The following is a 22,256-nucleotide window of genomic DNA, read 5'->3' as shown; positions in this document are numbered from 1 at the left end:
TGCCTCTCCGCTGTTCCGATCCTGCGGCATGACAGCCGCAGCCGAGTTCGAACTGGCGCGCAGCGGCATCCGGGTCCACCCATGGCGGTCCTGCAGACCAGAGCCTCTGGACCTGCCGACGGCACGATGCCCGGACGGGGATCGGAGGGGACCGTGCGATGACACTGTTCGTCCAGCTCTCCTTCACCGGCACGCAGTTCGCCGTGCTGAGTCATCTGGTGCTGATCGGGCGGTGCGAGAGCGACCCGGCCGACCTCATCGAGGACGTCCCGGGCAATCCGACGATCAAGAGGTTCAAGTACCGCAAGAAGCGCAGCGGGCCGGCGCAGGACCTGCTCGACGCGATGTGCAACTCCGTTGCGACGGACGTCGTCATCTCGGGCGTAGACGCGGGTTTCGTGCTGCCCGATGGCAGCCCCATCACCGCGACAGGCGGGGCGACCCTGCCGTTCGGCGGAACTGCTATGCGCATCGTCTACGACGTCACAGACGCCGGATCCGCCAACTACCACGTGGCGGAGTTGTCCGGGACACCTGGCCGGGTCACCCACCCGGCACCGGCGATCCTCTTCCATGAGCTGGCACACGCACACCACGCGGCCGTGGGCGATGCGCCGCCACCCGGCCCGGCGCGGGTGCGACAGACGATCGAGCACGAGAACGCCTTCCGTCTCCAGGTCGGACTCCCCCTGCGAAGCCCGACGGACCAGGGCGTGGGCGTGGGGTACGCGGCACCGGCTCAGGTCGTGTGCCCGTCGACGCTCGAGCCGGATGCGATGCCCGTGGAGGGTGGCCTCAGGATGCGCGCGCCCACGACGTCGATTGCCGCGGACGTCTGGCTGGACATCGGCGGCAAGCCCGCCACCGACGTCGTCCTGCGGGACGGGTGGGTGTACGGAACCACTCCTCCCTTGCCGGCCGGCGACCATCCGGTGACGCTGACGCAGGGTGGGCTCGGGTCCCCGGTCGGCACGCTGCACTACACGGAGGAGCTCCTCCTCGCCGTTCGTGCGGCCGTGTCCGCATACGGCGTTGCCCTCCAGGAGGCGATCGTCCGGCTGCCCGGAGCGTTGACAGCTGAGGCTCGCGCCATCGTGACGGCCGACGCGGAGCTCCGGGGTCACGCCGTGGACACCGTCGCACACGCCCGTGCCGACGCCAGGGGCGAGAGCCTCGAGTCACTGGCGGTCGACGGGATCTGGCTCGCGGCTGCCGACGTGTTGGCCGCCCTGCAGAAGGAAGTCTCGGACGGACACGTGATCGCCTAGCCACGGACGAGGAGCCATGCTCGTACAGCACACGTTCGGTGGGCCGGGCTTCCTCCCGGATGTCCGCAAGCGCATGAACTCCGGCGGTGGGGTCTTCGCGGCACTCGATGGTGCGTTCCGGTACGTCTTCCTGGACGCCGACTTCTTCCGGCTCGAGGTGCTCCAACGAAAGCCGTCCGAGAAGTTCACGGCGGCTGCCATCGCCTCGACCGCCCGGGTGGTCGCCAACGGGCAGACCTTCGCCAGCTACTGCGCAACCCCCGGCGACTGCGCGGTGAAGTGGCAGGGAGAGGTCGTGTCCAAGGCGATCACGCTGCCTGGTGAGCCCCCGCATGCTCCCTCCTTCCGCTACTTCGGGCAGGGGGCAGGGGCGTCGGCCAGCTCCTTCATCGTGGCCAAGGGCGACCCGGGACAGTCCGTTCCCCCCCTCGTCGAGGCGATAGGCCGGTTGCTCCCGCTCGTGGAGGGGAAGTCGGTCGCGGCCACACCGGCGACCTCGGGGACCTTCTGGCCGATGTCGGCGACCATTGGTAAGGCGGCGTACGGCGTCGCCCGCGACATCAACGCCGTGCTCGTGATCGTTCAGCAACACGGCGAGATCGGGCTCATGCTGCCGCAGTTCGCCGCTCTCGTCGCCGGAGCGGGTGTCGATCAGGCCGCCATGGGAGACGGCAGCGACTCCGCCACTCTGGTCGTTGACAAGGTCGTCGAGGTGACACCTGGCGACTACATCAAGAACCGCGCCATCCCGGACGGTCCTGCGTTCATCCAGCGCAGCCTGAGCACCACACCGGCGTCTGCCCTGCGCAACAACCCCGCGTCGACCGACCCGCGCTTCCTGACGGACTTCTCCGCCACGGGGACGCAGGGTTCCTTGGCCATCGACAACTCAGGCATCAAGCTGATACTCGTCTCCTTGGGTGTCCGTGGCGACACCGGTCACGACCTGGCGCTTGACCTCGGGGTACCGCTTCCCGCGATCGTCTCGGCCGCCTCAGCCCAGCTCCCACCACCGCCGGGCACCCCGATGACCGGTGGGCCGCTGACGCTGACCCCCAGCATGACGAGACCGCCCGGAACGGCTGGCGTCCTCACCGGTCAGCTGCGTGTCGCCACCGCCCAGGGTTCGGTGACGTTGGACGTCAACTGGCCGCTGGCGACGACGTAGCCCGACCTGCGACAGTGCTCGAGATCGCAGCCACCTGACTGTGAGGTGCCACCTCCCACCGCTGGCAGCGCCTCCGACACCGACGGTCCACGGTTGCCTTCTTGGCCGCCGCGACGTACGGCGTGTCAGCGTCAGTGTTGGCCATAGTGTGCACACCTCGATCAGTGCTCCTGGTGCATCCAGCGTTCCTCCGCCCGTACGCGACACCGCGGAGCGCTTCCCCGCGCGGCTGCCCAAGCAGGTCGCTCAGCCGCACCCGTCTCAGTGCAGGCGTGTGCGTATGTAGCGTGTCGCCCCTCGGACACAGCACCGCCCCGGTGTCTCTGCAGGTCAGAGGCCCGGGGCGGAGTCGTTTCAAGGTCAACATAGGCCTCGTGATACCAATTTGATCCTTCGCGGGCTCTGTCAGCCCCGCAGCAGGGCGGCGTAGCGCTCGGCGGCCTGGCGGCCCACGCCGGGGTGGACGTGCTGGTAGACGGTGAGGGTGATGGTCGCGTTGGCGTGGCCGAGGCGCTCCGAGACCACCTTCACCGGCTCGCCCGCGGCCAGCAGCAGCGTGGCGTGGGTGTGGCGCAGGTCGTACAAGCGGATCCGCGGCAGCTCGTCCTCCCCCAGAGCTCGGCGGGCCTGGGCCACCTGATCGGTGAAGCGGCGGGAGAAGCGCTCGGGATGGCGATGCCCGCCGGTCAGGCTGCCGAGGACAAGGGCGCTGTCCCGCACCAGCCCTGCGTCCAGCCGGCCGCGCACGGCGCGGTAGGCCTCGAGCGCGGCGACGGTGTCCGGGTCGATGTCGACGACGCGCGCCTGACCTGTCTTCGTCGGCCCCTCGAGCAGCTGCTGCCCGTCGCCCTTGGCCTTGACGACGCCCACGCTGCGCCGCACCTGCAGACGGCCGGCCTCGAGGTCCACGTCCCGCCAGCGCAGGGCGAGAGCCTCACCGCGCCGCATACCTGTGGCCGCGAGCAGCCGCCAGGCCATGGCGAGGTCCGGATCGCGGTCCTCGGCCCAGGCCAGGAACTTCCCGAGCTTTCGGGCGGTCCAGGCCTGCATCTCCGGCGGCCTGGCCTCCGACGGGCTCGGCGGCGTGGACCGGTCGGTGGGGTTCACGGCCAGCCGCCCGTGCTTGACGGCCTCCCCCAGCGCGGACCGCAGGATCGTGTAGACGTAGCGCACCGTGCGGGCCGACAGCCCTCCTCGGCCGTCCGCACGCCCCGAGGTCTCCAACGTGCGCATCCACGCGTCCACCGCCGTCCCGGTGAGCCGGGACAGCGGCGTCGCCCCCCAGGTGGGGGTCGATGTGGAGCCGGATGTTCTTGCGGTAGGAGGAGAGCGTGGACGCCTTCAGCCGCTGGCCCTCGACCCACTCGGCCAGGTACGTGTCGAGTCGCATCTTGGCGGGCTCGACCCACTCCCCCATCTCGACGTTGCGGATCTCCGCACGGAGGGCCGCGGCGGCGTCTGCCCTGCGCATGAAGCCGCGCTTGAGGACGACGCGCTTGGTCCCGTCCTCCAGCAGGACCGGGTACTTGATCAGGAAACGTGGGCCGACCTTCGTCGCGTACTCGCTGATCCCGCCCTCGCCTGCCTGTCGCCGCCGCGGCTTCCCCATCCAGGACCTCCTCGTGACGTCCCTCGTCGCGCGTGCCGACGTGGGACGTCGCGCGATCGCAGGTCTCACCCCGGACCTATACGCATCGAGCGGCGCTCGGGTACGAGCCGGGCGTTCTGTGGACGCATGGACACCCTGTGGACGAGGCCGTCGCGCGCCAGCCGGAGCCTTTCTGCCGATCCCCGGTAGTTCTCCAGTACAGACGTCGACACTGCTGTGCGTGGGTCCTGGCGAGCCGCCGTTGTCGTGAGCCACTCGGGCTCGCAAGTCGCAGCCTCACCCTGAGCCGTGGGACGAGGGCGGCTGCAGCCCGTCCGCGCCGCCGGCATCCCGACCTGACCGCAGGCACGCTGGCCGACGGCGCGACCGGTCGGCGTGGTCCGGTGCCGCAGCAACGATGCCGTCACCAGCGCCGCCGTCGACCTCTCGGCCGCCGGTGCCCGACGTGGTGGTGGCCGCCGGCGGGACACCGATAGGCGTGCACCGTGCGCCCGTCGTACGCGCAGCGGTTGAGCGTCATCGCGCGGGCACGTGCCGCTTCCTTCATCAGGCGCTCTTTCTCCGGGAACGGACAGCTGCGGGCCACCGCATCGCCTCCTCGACTGGTGGAGGACGCGATGATGCGGGCCGATACCGACAAGGCATCACCTCCCCGCCCCGCCGAGGCGTACGCCGCGTCCGGCTCGGCCACGCGGCAGCGGACCCCTCGGGTCAGGGGGCCGTGTGAACGGAGCCAGGGTGCCCCGGTCGAGACGAAGGCGTCCCGGTGGTGCAGCCCTCTCGCGGTCCGGTCACCAGCCGACCGCCACGGCAACCCGAGTGCACGACCGGGTGCCGTCGAGCGGGGGTGGCGGGGTCAGCGGTCAGCCGCCGTCGACCGTCACGGAGTTGAAGGGCATGTAGGGCTCCACGAGGGGGAAGACGACGAAGAGCAGCAGCGCGCAGGCGGCGAGGGCGAGCAGCAGCGCGAGCACCGAGCGGCTCGCCGTCCCTCCGGGCAGGTGGCGCCAGATCCAGCCGTACACGGGGCGTCTCCTCAGTCCTCGGTTGGTCAGCACGACCAGCAGCCCCGCGCCAGCCCGCACGCCGTCTCAGGGCCGGCGGCCCGTCGGGTGCGTCCGCGCGGGCGACGCCGGGCCCGTCGGCGGTCACCGACGCCGAGCAGGGCGTAGAGGAACGCCTGGCGGAGCGCCAGCCAGGCGGACGCCGAGCTGGCCCACGCAGGTGACCAGCTGGTTCTCCGGCTGACTGCCCCAGTCGGTGATCCGGCTGACTGCCCCAGTCGATGATGTCGCCGCTGTTTAGCACGGCATCGACCCGAGACTGCTGGGCCACCTGGCGCATCCATTTCTGGTTCAGGCGCCCGCAGTACGGGTCGTGTGTCAGCGTCGCCACCTTCCTTGCGCCGCAGGACGCGCGGCACAGGTCAGGGGGTCTGGAGCGGTGATCCGGTGAGCACCGCCTCGACGACGTCGTGGATGGCGTCGGCCGATATCCCAGCGCCCTCTTCGTCCGCCAGCAGCCCCACGTGTGTGGTGTCGGCGGCCAGGTGGCTGCCGTTGGTGGAGAGCGCGGCCATCCGGGCCTGGGCGGCCGTCCAGCCGTTGATGATCTGCACTGATTCGCTCGCGGTCAGCACCACGAGTGGCGTGCTACCGAGGGTGGTGAGCGCCTGGGCTTGGCTGAACAGGGCGGGCATGGCGGCGGATTCCTCGGCTCCGTTGCGCCAGCTACGGGGGCTGTGGGCGAATGCCTGGAACTGGCCGGCGGCCGGCTCGGGAAGGTCGGACGAGGACGGGACGAGTTGCCCGATGCCGAGTCGGGCGAGGCTGGGCGTCACGGCCAGCAGGGCGGGGGCGTTCGGCTCGGCCGCGCCGTCGGCGGGCGTGGCCTCGTAGGGGTCGGACGCGTCGAGCAGGACCAATCCGGCGACCTGCTCGGGGTAGCGGGCGGCATAGGTCATGGCGTAGCTGCCGCCGATGGAGTGTCCGACGAGCACGTACGGGCCGTCCTCGCCGGCGCGGTCGAGCAGCGTGTTCAGGTCAGACGCGGCCTGCACGCCATCCTGGATCTGCGGTGCGTCGTCGCTCCAGCCCTGCCCCGCACGGTCATACGCGCACACGCGGGTGGTCCCTGCGACGGCCGGGGCGATGTGGGCCCAGGATGGCGAGAACTCGCCGAGCCCGCTCAGCAGGATGACGGTCGGACCACCGGAGCCGGTGCAGTCCAGGTGCAGGCGATGCCCACCGACGTCGTAGAGCTGCCCAGGAATGGGATAGCTGCGCTCGTCGGAGGCGAGGGCGACGGTCTCGAACGCGCCGCCCACCGCGGCCGCGGCCAGGGCGGCGACGACCGGGTAGAGCAGCCAGCGGCCGCTCCCGGCCGCCAGGCAGCGGCGCACCTGGGATCCCATCCAGACGGCGAGCACGAGAAGGACCGCCGGCCACACCCACCCGGCCGAGGTCAGGCCGGCATCGCCCGGGGCGAGGACCAGAAGCCCCAGGCCGGTCGCTGCCATACCGGCGGCCGGGACGAACGGCCAGCGCTGGGGCTGGTCGGTCATCTGCACCGACAGGACGGCCAGCATCGCCCAGCCGAGCGCGAAACCGAGCAGCGCCGTCCCGGTGATGACGTATTCGTCCGCTCCGCCGAACACCACCAAGGTGAGGACCGCGGCCGCGACCAGCCCGGCGGCCAGCGACCCGACGATGATCCGGCGGATCGGCCCGGTGTGATCGTTGCGGCCCGGGCGGGCGGGGAGCGGCGGTCGTTGGGTGGGCTGCGTGGCAGTCGTCATGACAGTCCGGCTTCCGTGAGAGGTATGCCGGATCCGATGGCGGGCCGGCGGGCGACGGTGCTTGTGGGGGGCCGTCGGGCAGGGGCCGAAGGTCCCAGTTGGGTCAGGAACGCGGTGTGACCTGCCGAGGCAGTCGGAGATGGTGGGTCGCTCACCACCCCAGGTGGAGGTGCGCGGCGATCCCGACGGCGATGAAGGCGGCGGCGACGAAGTCGACGGTGGCGCAGAACGGCGGCCACCACCGGGTGTTGGCGACGAAGCCGGTGCGGTGCTGCCAGACATCCTTGAGGCCGTGACCGGCCAGGCCCGCGACGAGAAGCCAGGCCGATCCGGTCACCGCCGCCGCGGCGACGACGACGAACACCGACGCGACGCCGATCTCGACGGCGATGACCGTGCCTCGACCGTCGGCGACGGCGAACCCGATGTAGACCGCTGCGATCAGCACGAGTCCCAGCGCGTAGACGGTGGCGTCCTCGAGCCAGAAGAACGCCAGCGGCGACGCCGCCTGCAGACAGCCCCAGACCACACCCCAGGCCACCGGCGTGCGCAGCTGGCGGCCGCGCCCGTCAACCGCGGTGCTACGTCGCCCAGCGACCACCCGCATCACGGCATCCCCGCGACGCCTCAGCACGGCGGGGCCTGCTCCCCCATACGCTCACCGAGCTGGGCGAGGACGCGTGTGCTGGTCATGGCTTCTCTCCGATCCGATGAGCTGGGGCAGGTAGGTCGGCTGGCGCGGCCGCAGGAGTGACCGCGCCAGCCGGGTCGTGTGCAGGGCGTGCGGTGGTGCTAGGCCACTACAAGCTCGCTGTCCGTGCCGTCAGCAGCCAGGCTGTCGGCGGGCTTCCTCAGCAACACGGCAGCGAGGACCGCACCGACGGCGGCGATGCCGGCGGCGCCGAGCAGAGCGGCGGAGAACCCGTCGGTGAGCTCGGCCGGGTTGCCGACCGCGTCGGCACCGAACGCAGCCGCGACCGCGGTCATCGCCGCCAGGCCCAGCGCGGAGCCGATCTGGTAGCTGGTGTTGACGATCCCGGCGGCCAGGCCGCCCTCCTCCGGCGCCGCAGACGACAGCGCGGTGCCGAGCGAGGGGATGAACGCCATCGCCATACCGGCCGCCGTCACCAGCGACGCAGGCAGCACGTCCACGACGAAGCTGCCGTCGGCGTCGATGAACGACAGCCACACCAGACCAGCGGCCAGCGTGGCGAGACCTGAAACGATCATCGCATTCGGGCCGAAGCGGGCGATGAGCTTCGGCGCGACCGCGACCATCCCGATCATGATCGCGACCGTCAGGGGCAGCAGCGCGGCGCCGGACGCGAACGCACCCAGGCCGAGGATCTGCTGCAGGTACAGGTTCACGAAGAAGAACATCGGGATCCAGGCGGCTCCGAGCAGCAGCTGCGCGATGTTGGCTGCGGCGAGGTTCGGTGCGCGGAAGATGCCCAGGCGCATCAGCGGCTGACGGAGCCTGGCCTGCAGCGCGACGAACACACCCAGGAGCGCGAGGCCGCCGAGGCCGGCGAGGAGCGTGCTGCCGGACGTCCAGCCGGCCTCCGGAGCGCGCACGATCGCGAAGACGACCGCGCCGAGGCCGAGCGTGGCGGTGGTCGCACCGGCGAGGTCGAGCGAGCCGCGGCCGGTCATCCCGGCAGGCATGACCGAACGGGTCAGCAGCAGGACGACAGCGGCGACCGGGATGTTGATGAAGAACACCCACGGCCACGACGCGTACTCGGTCAGGACGCCGCCGAGGAAGACGCCGGCGGTGCCGCCGGCAGGTGCGGCCGCACCGTACAGGGCAAGGGCCTTTGGGAGCTCGTTGGTGCCGCCGAACACCTGGAACAGCAGGGTGAGCGCGGCCGGGGCGATGAGCGCCGAGCCGGCGCCCTGGATCGCACGGCCGGTCAGCTCGACCGCGACGCCGTCGGCCAGGCCGGCGACGAGCGAGCCGACGGCAAGGACCAGCCAGCCGGTGGTGAAGATCCGGCGGGCGCCGAACAGGTCGGACAGCCGCCCACCGAGCAGGAGCAGACCGCCGAAGGCGACGACGTACGCGTTGAAGACCCAGCTGAGGTCCTGCGGGTCGAAGCCGAGATCGGCCTGAATCTTCGGCAAGGCGACGCCGATGATCGAGGTGTCCAGGATGACCATGAACTGGGCGGCGGCGATGAGCGCGAGAGCCAGCCAGCGCCGGCTGCTCGTCGGACTCGCCGCGGGTGCGGTGGGTGTCATGACGGTTCCTGTCTTCCGCGAAGGACAGCCGGCGGTGGCTGTCGAGACGCAGGTTCGCGAGCCCCTCTGTCCTGCCGCTGTCCTCGCACTGTCGTTCCCGCCACCGCACAGCCGCGTCAGCCGGGGCCGTCGAGACCCGTACCGGCCCTGTCGGCTCGCGTCCGTCGCCGTGGGTATGTCTTCCGCGGCCCGTGCTGTCGCCGAGCCTGAGCGTCGTGGCTGTCGGCGTCCCAAACGACGCTCTCGCGGCCTAGCTGGTCTCGGGCGCTCTCCCGGGTCGCGTCGGTAGACAGCGGACGGACAGCGCAGCGAGGCACCTTGGGTGGCGTCAGAAGAACGCCCGCTGGACGAAGGTGAGCGCGATGCCCGAGGTGAGGCTCTCGGTCGGATCGATGCGGTGCAGGCACTGTGTGCGCGAGGTGACCGGCTGGCTCCGTGACGTCGTCGGCGTCGAGACCATCACGGCCGACGCGAAGACCGGCACGGTGGTCCTCGGCGGCACGATGACCGTCGCCGACGTCCTGGCCGTGTTCGTCGGCTCCGACTACGCCCCGCAGGTTGTGGACGCAGCACCGGTTACTGCGACGTGAGCTGATCCGACCTCGTCACGTCCCCGGGAGCTCGCGGCGCAGTCAGCCGAACGGCCGCCCCGGCTGCCTCGTCGACCTGACCCCAGAGGGCGTCGAGCTCGGCCTGCTCGTGCGGCGGTGCCGGGCGCGCCGACGCCTGCCGCACCTCGACGGCTTCGTCGAGCCGCGCCTGGGCCTCGGCCCGCTGACCCACAGCGGCGGCCACGCGCGCCAGACCTTCCAGGCCGATCGCGAGCAAGGTCGGTTCGCCGTAGTGGTGCCCGGCAGCGTGCACCTGCGTGTACCGCTCAGCCGCGTCGTCCAGCATCCCGTCACGCCAGTCGCACCATGCGACACCAGCGAGTGCGTGCCCGCCCCACAGCGGGGTCCCCAGCCGGGTCAAGCCGCGCACCGCCTCCTCGAACAGCGGCCGGGCCGACGCCGCATCCCCCTCGACCTGTGCGATCTGCGCCCGTCCCAGGCCGGCGAGAACCACACCTGCGGCGTCACCGACCTCCTCGGACGCAGACGCAGCCCGGTCGAACGCGGCCGAGGCCGCCGCGCGCTCGCCCAGAGCCAGCAGCGCGACGCCGAGGTCGGACAGCGCCCACTGGGCGGTGTTGAACACCCCAGCCGAGCTCGACACCTCGATCGCCTGCTCGAGGACGGGTATCGCCTCGGCGTACCGGCCGAACTCCTTCAGCCCCCAGCCCAGGTGGTAGAGCACAGCTGACAGGCCCCAGCCGTCATCGAGCCGGCGGAACGCCTCTGACGCGGTCCGGCCCATCGCCCGCGCCCGCAGCTCGTCGCCCCGGCGGATGAAGTTCTGCAGGCGGACGAACGCGACGACCGCATGACCCCAGTCGTCGGCCCGGGTGGTGAACTGCTCGTCCGCTTCGGCGAGCAGCTGTGCCAAGCGGCCGGGGTCCGAGCCGTTGAGCAGCTCGACGGCGAGCAGCACCTTCGACAGGGCAGCGCGATGCGCATCACCCTCAGCCTCGAACAGCTGCAAGCTCTCGAGCGCCGTTTCCGCACAGCGCGGGCTCGGATGCACCAGGCACGCCCGTGGACGCTCGACGATCGACACCGCCTGCAGCGCCCGGGCTCGTGCCTGCCGGCTCGCGCCGGGAGTGGCGATGAGCTTCGACAACACCTCTCGCCCCTCGCCGTGCCGTCCCAGGTGCCAGAACAGGGCGAGCGAGCCGGCCAGTCCTAGCCCGTCTTCGACCCGGCTCGGGTCGGCCGACAGCCACGCCAACGCTGCCCGCAGGTTGGCGTGCTCGTTGCGCAGCCGCTGCAGCGCCGCCCGCTGTCCGTGGCCGCGCAGGCCCTGCTCGGCCTGCTCGGCGACGTGCCGGAAGAACATCGCGTGCCGGGCTGCCGCGTCGTCTCGCTCCCCGGAGGTGTCGAGCTGCTCGACCGCGTAGTGCCGCAGCGTCTCGAGCATGCGGTACCGCGACGGCGAACCGGGCTCGAGCACGACCATCGACCGGTTGACCAGGTGGTCGAGCGCGTCGAACACCTCACCGGCGGGGATGTCCCCGCCCGCGACGACGGCCTCGGCTGCCTCGAGCGTCCAGCCGCCGTGGAAGACGGCCAGGCGCCGGAATGCCTGCTGTTCGGGCTGCGAGAGCAGCGCGTGGCTCCACTCGACGGTCGCGCGCAGGGTCCGTTGCCGGGCCTCCGCCGTGCGTGGTCCGCTGGTGAGCAGACCGAAGCGGTTCCCCAGTCGGTCTGCCAGGTCCGGCAGGGACAGCGACGACATGCGTGCCGCGGCGAGTTCGAGCGCGAGCGGCATGCCATCGAGCTGCCGGCACACCTGCGCCAGCGCCATCAGGTTCGGCTCGGCCAGATCCAGGCTCGCGCGGACAGCCGACGCCCGCTCGATGAACAGCGCAGCGGCTGGAAACTGCAGCACTTGCTCGGCGGGGGTCCCGTCGGGAGGCACCGCGAGCGGCGCGACGCTGACCTGCACCTCGCCAGGAACGGCGAGGGCTTCCCGGCTGGTCGCGAGCACGGTGACTTCTGCGGCCGAGCCGAGAATGAGGTCGACGAGCGTCGCGACCGCGTCGATGACGTGCTCGCAGTTGTCCAGCACGAGCAGCAGCCGCCGGTTCGCGAGATAGGCGAGCAGGCGGGCGCGCACCGCCGCATTAGGGTCGGCACCGTCCAGCGGCACGCCGAGCGCGTCCGCGACCGCCAGCGGCACATCAGAGGGGTTGCTCACCGCCGCCAGACGGGCCAGATGGACGTGCTGCTCGAAGTGGTCGGCGAGCTGGTGCGCAGACGCCATGGCCAGTGACGTCTTCCCGGCGCCGCCAGGGCCGACCAAGGTGACGATGCGCTGACGGGTGAGCGCGTCGTTCAGCCGCGCGAGCTCGTCGTCGCGTCCGATCAACCGCAACGAAGGGATCGGCAGGGTCCGCTTCGGTCCGGTGTCGGCATCCTGGCCGACCGCCGGGGTCTGCGGTGCAGGCGCGGCCGGTCCGGCCTCGGCGGCAGCCGCACGGGCCGAACCGGGCTGTGCAGGCACGGCTGTCAGCGCATCGTCCTGCTCGAGGACGCGCTGGTGCAGCGAGCGAAGCGCAGCGGAAGGCTGCAGCCCGAGCTCGTCATCGAGGTGACGGCGGGTGCGGGCGAAGACCTCCAGCGCGTCCGCCTGCCGACCGGCGCGGTACAGGGCCGTGATCAGCAGGCCGGCGAGCGCCTCCTGCCCGGGGTCCCCCGCGACGATCGGCTCGAGGTCGGCGGCGACCTCGACGTGCCGGCCCGCCACCAGGGCCGCCTCGGCCCGCTCGGCCAGCGCAGCCTGGTGCAGCTGATCCAACCGGGCCGTCTCCACGCTCGCCCAGCCCTCGCCGGCGAAGTCAGCGAGCGGATCACCACGCCACAGCGCCAGCGCCTCGTCGTACAGAGCCAGCGCGTTCGCAGCAGCGGTGTTGCGCGCGGCGGTGCGCGCAGCCTGCACGAGTCTCACGAATCGGTGCAGGTCGACGCGGTCGAGGTCGACGTCGGCGCGGTATCCGGATGCCTCCCGGACGATGACGTCAACGCCGTGCGCGGCAAGCGCCCGCCGCAGCTTCGACACCCGCAGCTGCAGGGCGTTCAGCGGGTCGGCCGGCAAAGCGGACTCCGACCACAGCCGGTCGATGAGCGAGCTGGCGGCGACGGTCCGGCCCGGTGAGAGCAGCAGCAGAGCGAGCAAGCCGCGCTCGGCCGCCCCGGGCAGCTTCGCCGGTTCAGTGTCGACGCGCAGCTGCATGGCGCCGAACAGGCGGAACTCGACCTCGGTCACGGCGCACCCCCTACTGGCCGTCCGAAGTCTGTACCCGGCGCCCCCACTCGTGCAGGAAACGGAGCGCCGCTGTCCGCGGCGGCCGCATCCGGCCGGGTGCGGACAGCGCGGCGACAGCCCCGGCCGCGATTGTGACGTCACCGGCCGGCACGCCGCCGGCACGAGGAGGAGGAGAACCCATGAGCAGCCAGACCTGCACCGTGACCGGGATGACCTGCGACCACTGCAGCCGCTCGGTCCGCGCCGAGGTCAGCGCCGTCGCCGGAGTCACCGCCGTCGACGTCGACCTGGCCACCGGCACCGTCACCGTCACCAGCGAGCAGCCCGTCAGCACCGACAAGGTCCGCGAGGCGGTCGAGGAGGCTGGCTACACCCTCGCGTCCTGAACGCCGCTCCGGCGGAGCCCAGATCTCCTGCTCCGCCGGAGCGCCGACAGGCGCAACCCGGCCATATCGCCGGGGCGAAGCCGGCCCCCACCGCTCACAGTCACCTCACCAACGAGACGCCCTGAGGAGGACGCCATGACCACCACCCCGTCCGAGAACATCCCGGCGATCTGGGACGACGCCCGCGACATCCCGTTCTTCCGCATCACCGCCCGACTGTTCACCCCCGAGCTCCGCCTCGGCGCCAGCCTCCTGCTCGCCTGCAATGACAAGGACACGGCCGCCACCGCCCACTGCATGTGAACCCCTCACGGGTCGAACACGACCGCCCCGGCCAGCGTCGACAACCACACCCAGCCCGAGCGTGACCTCATCCCCGTCCGGGTCCGCTGCAGCCGCTGAACCGCCACCCGCCAGCACCTGGCCGAGATCAGCGGGCGCAACACCGTCCGGACAGCCGCCGGACAGCGCCGCTGAGCAGCCTCACCACCGAAGCACCCACACCGCAGCGCGCCCCATCAACTCAGGAGCACCTCATGACCACCACCGCCGAGCACACCCGAGACACCGGGCGCAGCAACGACACCGCGGCGGTCGTGTGCAACCTGGAGATCACCGGCATGACGTGCGCCTCGTGCGTCCGGCGGATCGAGAAGCGCCTCAACAAGGTCGACGGCGTAGACACCGCCCAGGTCAACCTGGCGACCGAAGTCGCCACCGTCACCTACGACCCGAACACGGTCGACCTCGACGAGCTCATCGGGGCGGTCACCGCCGCCGGGTACGGCGCTACCCCCAAGCAGGAGACGAAGGCAGGCGGGCCAGTTGCGCCCACGACGGCCACGGGCGGGGACGACACCGCCGAGCGTGACCGCGAGCTGAACCGCATGAAGCGCACGTGGCAGATCGCGCTCGCCACCGGCCTTGGCCTCATGGGCCTGATGTACGTGCCCCTGTACATCGACACGATGGACTGGCTGATGCCGGCGATCTTCGTCGTCGCCACCGTCGTCCAGTACTGGGCCGGCAAGAGCATCTACGCCAGCGCGTGGCAGGCCGCCAAGCACCGCAGCACCAACATGACCACGCTCGTCGCGCTCGGCACCGGTGTGGCCTGGACATACAGCACGTTCGTCACCCTGTGGCCCGCACAGGTCGAGCAGCTCGGACTGCCGCTGCACGTGTACTACGAGACGAGCCTGATCATCGTCGCGCTGGTGCTGGCCGGGAAGTGGATGGAAGCGCGCGCCAAGAAGGCCACCGCGGCTGCCGTCACGGCCCTCGTCGGGCTGGCGCCGAAGACCGCCCGCGTCGTGCGGGACGGGCTCGAGGTCGACATCCCGGTCGAGCAGGTCGCCGTCGGCGACATCGTCCGCATCCGGCCCGGCGGGAAGATTCCCGTCGACGGCGTCGTCGCCAGCGGCACCACCACCGTCGACGAGAGCATGCTCACCGGCGAGAGCCTCCCGGTGGACAAGGCCGAAGGCGACCAGCTGATCGGCGCGACCATCAACACCACCGGCACCGTGCTCATGCGCACCACGGCCGTCGGCGACGACACCGCCCTCGCGCAGATCGTCCGGCTCGTCGAGGACGCCCAGGGCAGCAAGGTCCCGATGCAGCGCCTGGCGGACAAGGTGTCGTCCGTGTTCGTTCCGGCCGTCATCCTGACCGCGCTGCTCACCGCCCTGGCATGGGCGGTGTTCGGCCCGGACGGCGAGAGCACGACGATGGCCGTCACCACCTCGATCGCCGTGCTGATCATCGCCTGCCCGTGCGCCCTGGGCCTCGCGACGCCCACCGCCGTCATGGTCGGCACCGGCCGTGCCGCCGAACTTGGCATCCTCATCAGCAACGGAGACGCGCTCGAGCAGGCCCGCCGGCTGACCGCCGTGGTCCTCGACAAGACCGGCACCATCACCCAGGGCAAGCCGGCGCTGACCGACGTCACCGTCGTCGACGGCTGGACCTCCGAGGAGCTGCTGCGTCTGGTCGCAGCGGCCGAGACGGCCAGCGAGCACCCGGTCGCGCAGGCGATCGTCACCGCCGCCCGCGACCGCGGCCTCACGCTGCCGCCCGTCGACGGCTTCGACTCCATCCCAGGGCACGGCCTCGTCGCGACCGTCGACGGCCACCGGCTGCGTGTGGGCAACGCCGCCCTGATGGAGCGCGCCAGCGTCGACGTCAGTCTCTTGGGTGCGGCCGCGCTCGCGCGGGCCGAGCAGGGCGGCACCCCGATGTACGTCGCCGTCGACGAGCGCGCCGCCGGTCTGGTCACCGTCGCCGACACCATCAAGGCCGAGAGCCCCGAGGCGATCGCGCAGCTCAAGGCCCTCGGCCTGCAGGTGTGGATGATCACCGGCGACAACCCCGCGACCGCCCACGCCGTCGCCCGTGAGGTCGGCATCGACAACGTCCTCGCCGACGTGCTTCCTGCTGACAAGGCCGCCAAGGTCGCCGACCTACAGGCGCAGGGCCACGTCGTCGCCATGTCCGGCGACGGTGTCAACGACGCCGCCGCACTCGCCCAGGCCGACCTCGGCATCGCCATCGGCACCGGCGCCGACGTCGCCATCGCCGCCTCCGACGTCACCCTCGTCGGCGGTGACCTGCGCAGCATAGTCTCGGCGATCGCTCTGTCCCGCCGGACAGTCAGCGTCATGCGGCAGGGGCTGGCGTTCGCCTTCGCCTACAACGTGCTGCTCATCCCGGTCGCCGCCGGCGCCTTGTACTGGTTCGACGAGCTGCTGCTCGACCCGGTGCTCGCCTCCGCAGCGATGGCGATGAGCTCGGTCAGCGTACTGACCAATGCCCTGCGGCTGCGCCGGTTCCGCCGCCCGGAGACGGTGCACGAGATCGAGCACCCGCCGCTGCGTCAGCGGATCGGGCAGTACGCCTACCTGACCGGCATCGCCGTCGTTGCCGTCGCGATCGGCACTGCCCTGACCGCCGTCTCCCGGATGGACTTCGCTGAGCGCGGCATGAACGGCACGCTCGCCTGGATGCAGACAACCGGCATGCCGATGCGGCCGGCGATGAGCGTCATGATGACCGCCGAGATCGACTCGGCCAGCGCCGACGACGCCGGCATGGACGTCCAGCTCGACGTGCCCGACAGCACCCGCCCGGGCGTTCCCACCCGGGTCACCGCCACGGTCGTCGACGCCGAGACCGGCGAGCCGATCGAGGACATCACCCGCAGCCACGAGGCGTGGATGCACCTCATCGCCACCCGCGACGACCTCGGGACCTTCGCCCACGTCCACCCGGAGCCGACGGGTGAGGCGGGCCGGCTCGCCGTCGACCTCACCTTCCCGACCGCCGGGCGGTACATCGTCAACACCGAGGTCCGGCAGCAGGGGCAGATGAGCGATGTCCACCAGCGCCAGTACGTCACCGTCACCGGCGACGCCCCTGCACCGGTCGTCCTCACCGAGAGCCCGCGGGAGGTCGTCGTCGACGGCGTCCGCGTCGAGCTCGGCGGCGACGCCGTCGTCGGCGAGCGCAGCGACCTGCACTTCAAGTTCACCGACGCGACCACCGGCGAGCCGATCGACGACCTGCAGCCGTTCCTCGCCGCTGCCGGACACGTCGTCGTCATGCGGGCCGACGGAACGACATTCGCCCACGAGCACGCCGAGGTCGAAGACAGCAGAGGCCGGCCCTTGTTCGCGATGCCCGGCACGACGTTCGGCCCGGAGCTGGACGTGCACGCGCAGTTCGACGCCGCCGGCACCTACCAGTTGTGGGGCCAGTTCCGCACCGCCGACGGCGGCGTGCTCACCGTGCCGTTCACCGTCGACGCCCACTGACCCACCGCACAAGCGCTCGGCGGCCGACCGTACCCGCACCGGTCGGCCGCCGGGCCACCACCGACCCATCACCGCTGCCCTCTGGGGGATCGCCATGCGCGAGTACGACGTCATCGTCGTCGGCGCCGGCCAGGCCGGACTCGCCGCCGGTCACGCCCTCCGCACCACCGGCCTCAGCTTCACGCTGCTCGAGGGCGGCGAGCAGCCCGGCGGGTCGTGGCCGCGCTTCTCCCGAGTCGCAGCAGTCCGCCCGCACCAGGTCTTCCCGCGCTCGGCCATCACCAGCGCCGAGGCGGTGTCCGACGGGCTCGCAGCCGCCCGCGGCCTGCGTGCGCCCGGTCTGGCCATCCCTGGCCGGCGCAAGATCGGGACCTGGCGCGGCCGCGGCGCACGGCGCTTCGTCGACGTCCGCCGGGGCCAGCCGGCCCTGCGCCTGCGTCTGCAGGGGCAGCACTACGACGAGCTGCTCATCGGTCACGACGACGCCGCCGCGCTCGCCGCACGGCTGGCCCCCGTCAACTGACCCCACGACCACCCGAGGAGGCGTCCACCTGATGAGACCGCTCACCGAGAAGGAGATCCGCCGCTCCTTCGTCAACTGCTCGCGCAGCGAAGCAGCGGCCATGAACCTGCCGCCGCATCTGAACGACATGCCCTGGGACGAGCGTGAGTTCCTCGGCTGGCGCGATCCTCGCGCACCCCTGCGCGGCTACGCCGTGCTCTGGCAGGACGACCGTCCCTTGGGCATCGCACTGCGGGCCGCAGACAGCCGCATGTCGAGCAGGACGGCCGCGATGTGCCTGCTGTGCGAGAGCGCGCAGTCCGGAGCCGACGTCTCGCTCTTCACCGCCAGGCGCGCGGGAGAGGCCGGCCGCAACGGCAACACCATCGGCCAGTACATCTGCGCCGACCTCGACTGCTCCCACCGTGTCCGGACGGAGATCCCCCCGTGGCTGCGCGACCGTGACCCCGACGAGGTGCTCCCCGCCCGCATCGCCTCCCTGCAGGCGAGGCTGGACGGATTCGCCGACCACGTCGTGCGCCCGCCTGACGCGGGCTGACCTGCCCCCCGTCGGGTCCGGCAGCCGCCGGGGCCGGGCCGCAGCGAGCGGCGGCTGCCGGCCGGGCCCGCCAGGCTTCCCGGCGGGCCCGGCTCAGGCGTCGCCGAGGAACACAGCCGTACACGCCGATCTCGCTCGGGATGGCGTGCACCGCTCGTCCACCTGCCAGACCAGACGGTCACGGCGACTTCAGTGAGCGGCGAGCCCCGTGCGGTAGGCGTAGGCGACGGCCTGGGCGCGGTCGCGGGCGCCGGTCTTGGCGAAGATATGGTTGACGTGCGTCTTCACGGTGGCCTGGCTGACAACGAGTCGCGCGGCGATCTCGGCGTTGGACAGGCCCTCGGCGATGAGGCCCAGCACCTCCGCCTCCCTCTCGGTGAGGTCGTCGGGCAAGGATCGGACGTCCGGCGTCCGGGCGCCCTCCGGTCGACCGCCGAGGCTCTCGACGACCCGCAACTGGGCGGCGGTGTCCAGGACCATCTGCCCGGAGGCCACCACCGCGATGGCCCGCGCGATCTCGTCCGCCCCCGCGTCCTTGGTCAGATAGCCGCGGGCGCCGGCGCGCAGGGCACCCACCACGGACTCGTCGTCCGCGTACGTGGTCAGCGCCAGGACGGCCACGGCCGGGTGGTCTGCGCGCAGGCGCCGGGTGGCCTCGATGCCGTCCATCCGCGGCATGCGCAGGTCCATCAGGACGACGTCGGGAAGGAACCGGGCCACGGCGCCGAGGGCCTGCTCGCCGTCCTCGACGCTGCCGACCACCTCAATGTCGGGGAGCAGGCCCAGCAGGACGGCTAGACCGTCGCGCACCACCCGCTGGTCGTCGACGACGAGGACCCGGACGGTCACGACGTCACCGGGACGGCGAGCTCGACCCGGAACCCGTCGGCGCCGTGCGTGGCGCGGAATCGCCCACCCAACAAGTCCGCCCGTTCGGCGATACCGGTCAGGCCGTAACCGGTCAGACCGGACGCGGGCTCCCCCGCCGGCGCCCCGCCGTGGTCCTGGACGACGACCACCACCGCACTGCCTCCCCATCGGATGGTGACCTCGGCCGGAGCGTCCGGCGCGTGCTTGCGGATGTTGCTCAGCCCTTCCTGCACGGTGCGGTAGACGGCGAGCCGTGCGTCCGGGTCCAGCGGAACGGGGTCCCCGCTGACCGTCAGGGTGCAGCTGCCACCGGCTCGGCGGTGCTCCTCGACCAGCTGGGGCACCAGCTCGGGGCCGGGGAGCTCGTCGCCCCGCAGCGTGGCGACGGCCCGGCGGGCCTCGGAGAGACCGGCCCGGGCCAGCCGGTGTGCGTCGTCCAGGGCCGTGACGACCTCGGGAGCCGTGTGCCTGGCCCGCGCCAGCAGGCGGGCACCTTCGAGGTGGACGGCCAGACCGGAGAGCGTGTGGGCGAGCACGTCGTGCATCTCCCGGGCCAGCCGGGAGCGCTCCGCCAGCGCGGCGGCCACCCGCTCGGCGTCCCGGGTGGCCTCCAGCTCCTGGCGCTGCTCGTGCTCCCGGCGCAGCAGCCACCCCATGAGGAAGAAGAACGCCGCACCGCCATCGGTGACCAGGACAAACAGCGCGGGTGACTCCGCGCTGTGGACCTGTTCGAGGTTGAACAGCAGCGCCGAGGCGACAGCGGTCGCTGCCGCCTCCCGGACCGGGAGTCGGAGCGGGGCGAACGCCATGATGAGGAAGAGCGCCACCACCGGCCCGTCGGGGTCGGCGTTGCGGACCGCGGTGGCGGCGACCGCCATCGCGACCAGCAGGCCGACCACGACCCGGCGCGGCGCTTCCACCCACAGCAAGAACACTCCCGCGGCCACCGCGTACGCCGCGCTGGCCGTGGTGACCTGCGCTGCCGGACCGCTGAGGCCGAAGCCGACGACGCCGGCGGCGTTGGCCACGACGACCAAGGCGACGACGGCGAACCCCACCGAGGTCAGCAACCGGGCGCGAACCTGCACCCGGCGACAGTGCCAGGTCCGCCCGCTCCGCGGGATCCACCTCCGGGTGGACCTCGAACGTGTCGGGTGGAGATCGCCGATTCCACCCGGACGCCGACGACGGGGACCGCGGCCGCGGCCAGGCTTCTGTCATCCGTTCGGAAAGGAGCCGAGATGGTCCTCAGCGCACTCCAGGGCGCCAACCTGGCCGCCCGCTTCGCCCTCGAGCTCAGCGCACTGGGCGCGCTGGCCTACTGGGGCTTCCAGCTCTCCGCCTCGCCCGCGGTCCGGGTGCTGGCCGGGCTCGGCGCGCCGCTGGTCGCCGCCGTCGCGTGGGGTCTGTTCGCCTCGCCGCGGGCCACCGTGCAGCTCCCGGCGCCGGCGCAGCTGGCCGTCCAGCTCGCCGTCTTCGCCTCGGCCGTCGCCGCCCTCGTCGCTGCCGGCCGGCCGCAGATGGCCGGTGCGCTCGGCGTCGCCGCGGCCGTCAACGCGGCGCTGCTGGCCTGGTGGGACCAGTGAGGTCCCCCGCCGCCGGCCCCGCGCGCTGGGCGGCAGCCGCGTCGGTCACCTACGTCCTGGCCTGGGCCGTCGGACTCCTCGCAGCCCCCGCTGTACCCGCCGGTGCATCGCCGGTCGAGGTGCACGAACAGCTCGCGGACCACCGGCTCGGTGCGCTCATCCAGTCACTGCTCGTCCACGGCACGGCGGGGGCCGCCCTGGCGGTGCTGGCCGTCAGCCTGGTCCTGCTGGCCGCCCATCGGCTCGGCGGCCGCGGTCCCGTCCTGGCCGCCGGTGTGGCGGCAGCCGTGCTGTCCTGGGTGCAGGTCGCGCTGTTCGTCGTCCTCCTCGCGGGGATCGACGGCGACGACCCCGATCGGACCTCGGCCCTGCGGGCAGCCATCGACGGGGTGGACGGCGTCAAGCTGGTCACACTGGCCGTCTTCGCTGTTGCCGCAACCATCGGAGCGCATAGGGCCCGGCTGTGCCCGCGCTGGCTCGTCGTGGCGGCTTGGGCGCTGGCGCCGCTGCTCCTGGCCGGCGCGACGTCTTTTGTCGTTCCGTCGCCACTACTGACGGCGACGCTCTACGTCGGCCTGCCGCTGCTGCTGCTCGTCGTGGGCGGCACCGGGATCGCCGCATCGCGGCGATCCCGGTGCCGCCCGGATGGATCCGGCGGTCAGGCGTGACGGCGGGGCAGCGCCACCGCGCCGACGGCGAACGAGCGAAGAACGGCAACCAGCCCACCGGGCATGGCGGCCGATCCGTCTATTTCCCTCGGCTGACCGCGGCTCCGACGCAGCCGTCGTCCCGCGACTGCCAGCCGCTAGGCGACCGGCGCGGGGGTCACGGGGGCGGGGCCACTGGGCACACCGGACGGCGGCGGAGGCGTGGGAATGGCCGGGGTCGAGCCAGGGTCGATGCCGCCCTGATCGAGGCGGAAAGGCGGGTACCGGTCGGTCATCAGCGCGGCGTAGGCGGCAACCCGGAGGGCCCAGCGGTCCATGCCGAGGATGAAGTCGTACAGCGGCCGGGGGTATCGGCCGGTGAACAGCACGACGATGCCGGTGATGAGCACGAGCAGCCCGACCAGCCCGCCGGCCGCCCAGCTGTCGTTCGCGTCGCTTCCCTGGGTGCCGAACCACAGGCCGCCGCCGACGAAGATCCCCACGATCACGTAGTGCGGGATGGCCAGCAGCCACCACTTGACCAGGACGAGCCCCCGGGACAGCCGCTCGGGATAGTCGACGTCCAGGTGCGCCGGATAGTCCGCCACCTCCTTCAGCGTGAACGGCGGGTAGCGGTCGGTGGCCAGCGCCCCGTAGCCGTAGTAGTGCACCCGCCACGACCAGCGCAGGACGCCGACGTTGAAGTCGAACATCGCCCGCGGGTAGCGGCCGGTGATCAGGATGGCGAAGAACGCCACGATGCCAACCGCGTAGAAGGCCAGCCACAGGAACAGCAGCACCACCAGATGCGGTATCAGCAACAGCCACTTGACCAGCCACAGCCCGCGGGAGACGGCTTCGGGGTCCGACGTCCCGTCGACCCGGACCGGATAGGAGGTGCGGTGCTCGGTCACGACGACCTCTCCGCCCGGCGGCTGCCCGTTCCG

Annotated in this window: 20 protein-coding genes; 10 read left to right on the top strand and 10 right to left on the bottom strand. The window is 72.0% G+C overall.

Annotation, left to right across the window (positions count from 1 at the left end):
* Nucleotides 1-158: 158 nt before the first annotated feature.
* Nucleotides 159-1,268 (top strand): hypothetical protein, encoded by a 1,110-nt coding sequence (locus tag BM414_RS24340; protein ID WP_093583825.1) that lies wholly within the window; start codon nucleotides 159-161, stop codon nucleotides 1,266-1,268.
* A 16-nt stretch (nucleotides 1,269-1,284) separates the two neighbouring features.
* Complete coding sequence (locus tag BM414_RS24335) at nucleotides 1,285-2,436, top strand: phosphodiester glycosidase family protein (protein ID WP_093583823.1); 1,152 nt, start codon at nucleotides 1,285-1,287, stop codon at nucleotides 2,434-2,436.
* A gap of 405 nt (nucleotides 2,437-2,841) precedes the next feature.
* Here BM414_RS24335 and BM414_RS24330 read toward each other — a convergent pair whose 3' ends face one another.
* From BM414_RS24330 to BM414_RS24310, 6 genes are all read right to left on the bottom strand, one after another.
* On the bottom strand, nucleotides 2,842-3,669 hold the full coding sequence (locus tag BM414_RS24330; protein WP_139246025.1) for a tyrosine-type recombinase/integrase: 828 nt from the start codon (nucleotides 3,667-3,669) through the stop codon (nucleotides 2,842-2,844).
* Between the two features lie 779 nt (nucleotides 3,670-4,448).
* Nucleotides 4,449-4,736: a hypothetical protein gene (locus BM414_RS28705; protein ID WP_139246024.1), complete on the bottom strand. Its 288-nt coding sequence runs from the start codon at nucleotides 4,734-4,736 to the stop codon at nucleotides 4,449-4,451.
* Between the two features lie 172 nt (nucleotides 4,737-4,908).
* The gene (locus BM414_RS29705; protein ID WP_093583819.1) at nucleotides 4,909-5,070 is read right to left on the bottom strand and encodes a hypothetical protein; all 162 of its coding nucleotides are present in this window, start codon (nucleotides 5,068-5,070) and stop codon (nucleotides 4,909-4,911) included.
* 401 nt (nucleotides 5,071-5,471) lie between these two features.
* Nucleotides 5,472-6,704 (bottom strand): alpha/beta hydrolase, encoded by a 1,233-nt coding sequence (locus BM414_RS29700; RefSeq protein ID WP_281246782.1) that lies wholly within the window; start codon nucleotides 6,702-6,704, stop codon nucleotides 5,472-5,474.
* 289 nt (nucleotides 6,705-6,993) lie between these two features.
* The gene (locus BM414_RS29695; protein WP_175551779.1) at nucleotides 6,994-7,449 is read right to left on the bottom strand and encodes a hypothetical protein; all 456 of its coding nucleotides are present in this window, start codon (nucleotides 7,447-7,449) and stop codon (nucleotides 6,994-6,996) included.
* A gap of 185 nt (nucleotides 7,450-7,634) precedes the next feature.
* Complete coding sequence (locus BM414_RS24310) at nucleotides 7,635-9,083, bottom strand: MFS transporter (RefSeq protein ID WP_093583813.1); 1,449 nt, start codon at nucleotides 9,081-9,083, stop codon at nucleotides 7,635-7,637.
* Nucleotides 9,084-9,445: 362 nt separating this feature from the next.
* On the opposite strand from BM414_RS24310, the gene BM414_RS24305 reads away from it, so the two are divergent.
* Nucleotides 9,446-9,673: a cation transporter gene (locus tag BM414_RS24305; protein ID WP_139246022.1), complete on the top strand. Its 228-nt coding sequence runs from the start codon at nucleotides 9,446-9,448 to the stop codon at nucleotides 9,671-9,673.
* On the opposite strand, the gene BM414_RS24300 is transcribed toward BM414_RS24305, so the two are convergent.
* Nucleotides 9,660-12,947, bottom strand: coding sequence for an AfsR/SARP family transcriptional regulator (locus BM414_RS24300; RefSeq protein ID WP_093583809.1), 3,288 nt, complete (start codon nucleotides 12,945-12,947; stop codon nucleotides 9,660-9,662). The two genes, BM414_RS24305 and BM414_RS24300, sit on opposite strands and share 14 nt — an antisense overlap.
* A 179-nt stretch (nucleotides 12,948-13,126) precedes the next feature.
* Between BM414_RS24300 and BM414_RS24295 the strand changes: the two genes are divergently transcribed.
* From BM414_RS24295 to BM414_RS24280, 5 genes are all read left to right on the top strand, one after another.
* Entirely contained in the window at nucleotides 13,127-13,333 is a 207-nt protein-coding gene (locus tag BM414_RS24295) for a heavy-metal-associated domain-containing protein (protein WP_093583807.1), read from the top strand.
* Nucleotides 13,334-13,468: 135 nt separating this feature from the next.
* Entirely contained in the window at nucleotides 13,469-13,636 is a 168-nt protein-coding gene (locus tag BM414_RS29690; protein ID WP_175551778.1) for a hypothetical protein, read from the top strand.
* Nucleotides 13,637-13,869: 233 nt separating this feature from the next.
* Nucleotides 13,870-17,145, top strand: a complete 3,276-nt coding sequence (locus tag BM414_RS24290) for a heavy metal translocating P-type ATPase (RefSeq protein ID WP_093583805.1) — start codon at nucleotides 13,870-13,872, stop codon at nucleotides 17,143-17,145.
* A 94-nt stretch (nucleotides 17,146-17,239) separates the two neighbouring features.
* Entirely contained in the window at nucleotides 17,240-17,668 is a 429-nt protein-coding gene (locus BM414_RS24285) for an NAD(P)-binding protein (RefSeq protein WP_093583803.1), read from the top strand.
* A 31-nt stretch (nucleotides 17,669-17,699) separates the two neighbouring features.
* Nucleotides 17,700-18,206 carry an FBP domain-containing protein gene (locus BM414_RS24280; protein ID WP_093583801.1) on the top strand — a complete coding sequence of 169 codons (507 nt, stop codon included), beginning with the start codon at nucleotides 17,700-17,702 and terminating at the stop codon, nucleotides 18,204-18,206.
* Between the two features lie 189 nt (nucleotides 18,207-18,395).
* Here the strand turns inward: BM414_RS24280 and BM414_RS24275 are convergent, their stop codons facing one another.
* Together BM414_RS24275 and BM414_RS31110 are read right to left on the bottom strand one after the other, a co-directional pair.
* Nucleotides 18,396-19,055, bottom strand: coding sequence for a response regulator (locus BM414_RS24275; protein WP_245784959.1), 660 nt, complete (start codon nucleotides 19,053-19,055; stop codon nucleotides 18,396-18,398).
* Nucleotides 19,052-20,164 (bottom strand): sensor histidine kinase, encoded by a 1,113-nt coding sequence (locus BM414_RS31110; RefSeq protein ID WP_093583797.1) that lies wholly within the window; start codon nucleotides 20,162-20,164, stop codon nucleotides 19,052-19,054. The genes BM414_RS24275 and BM414_RS31110 overlap by 4 nt, the downstream gene beginning before the upstream one ends.
* A gap of 153 nt (nucleotides 20,165-20,317) precedes the next feature.
* Here BM414_RS31110 and BM414_RS24265 point away from each other — a divergent pair, with 153 nt between their 5' ends.
* Together BM414_RS24265 and BM414_RS24260 are read left to right on the top strand one after the other, a co-directional pair.
* Complete coding sequence (locus BM414_RS24265; RefSeq protein WP_093583796.1) at nucleotides 20,318-20,662, top strand: YrdB family protein; 345 nt, start codon at nucleotides 20,318-20,320, stop codon at nucleotides 20,660-20,662.
* A complete protein-coding gene (locus BM414_RS24260; protein WP_093583794.1) occupies nucleotides 20,659-21,330 on the top strand; it encodes a hypothetical protein in 672 nt (223 codons plus the stop codon). Before BM414_RS24265 ends, BM414_RS24260 begins: the two co-directional genes overlap by 4 nt.
* A 137-nt stretch (nucleotides 21,331-21,467) precedes the next feature.
* On the opposite strand, the gene BM414_RS24255 is transcribed toward BM414_RS24260, so the two are convergent.
* The gene (locus BM414_RS24255) at nucleotides 21,468-22,223 is read right to left on the bottom strand and encodes a DUF4389 domain-containing protein (RefSeq protein WP_093583792.1); all 756 of its coding nucleotides are present in this window, start codon (nucleotides 22,221-22,223) and stop codon (nucleotides 21,468-21,470) included.
* Nucleotides 22,224-22,256 lie beyond the last annotated feature (33 nt).

The organism is Geodermatophilus amargosae (assembly GCF_900116515.1).
GTDB lineage: Bacteria > Actinomycetota > Actinomycetes > Mycobacteriales > Geodermatophilaceae > Geodermatophilus > Geodermatophilus amargosae.
Note: the sequence above shows the minus strand (reverse complement) of the source record. Positions and strands in the feature narration are given on the sequence as shown.

What these genes read in the sequence shown, in the direction of transcription:
- BM414_RS24340 (WP_093583825.1), top strand. Translation starts at nt 159, where the DNA reads ATGACACTGTTCGTCCAGCTCTCCTTCACCGGCACGCAGTTCGCCGTG.
- BM414_RS24305 (WP_139246022.1), top strand. Translation starts at nt 9,446, where the DNA reads ATGCCCGAGGTGAGGCTCTCGGTCGGATCGATGCGGTGCAGGCACTGT.
- BM414_RS24290 (WP_093583805.1), top strand. Translation starts at nt 13,870, where the DNA reads ATGACCACCACCGCCGAGCACACCCGAGACACCGGGCGCAGCAACGAC.
- BM414_RS24295 (WP_093583807.1), top strand. Translation starts at nt 13,127, where the DNA reads ATGAGCAGCCAGACCTGCACCGTGACCGGGATGACCTGCGACCACTGC.
- BM414_RS24285 (WP_093583803.1), top strand. Translation starts at nt 17,240, where the DNA reads ATGCGCGAGTACGACGTCATCGTCGTCGGCGCCGGCCAGGCCGGACTC.
- BM414_RS24280 (WP_093583801.1), top strand. Translation starts at nt 17,700, where the DNA reads ATGAGACCGCTCACCGAGAAGGAGATCCGCCGCTCCTTCGTCAACTGC.
- BM414_RS24265 (WP_093583796.1), top strand. Translation starts at nt 20,318, where the DNA reads ATGGTCCTCAGCGCACTCCAGGGCGCCAACCTGGCCGCCCGCTTCGCC.
- BM414_RS24330 (WP_139246025.1), bottom strand. Translation starts at nt 3,669, where the DNA reads ATGCGCACGTTGGAGACCTCGGGGCGTGCGGACGGCCGAGGAGGGCTG.
- BM414_RS29690 (WP_175551778.1), top strand. Translation starts at nt 13,469, where the DNA reads ATGACCACCACCCCGTCCGAGAACATCCCGGCGATCTGGGACGACGCC.
- BM414_RS24335 (WP_093583823.1), top strand. Translation starts at nt 1,285, where the DNA reads ATGCTCGTACAGCACACGTTCGGTGGGCCGGGCTTCCTCCCGGATGTC.
- BM414_RS24310 (WP_093583813.1), bottom strand. Translation starts at nt 9,083, where the DNA reads ATGACACCCACCGCACCCGCGGCGAGTCCGACGAGCAGCCGGCGCTGG.
- BM414_RS29695 (WP_175551779.1), bottom strand. Translation starts at nt 7,449, where the DNA reads ATGCGGGTGGTCGCTGGGCGACGTAGCACCGCGGTTGACGGGCGCGGC.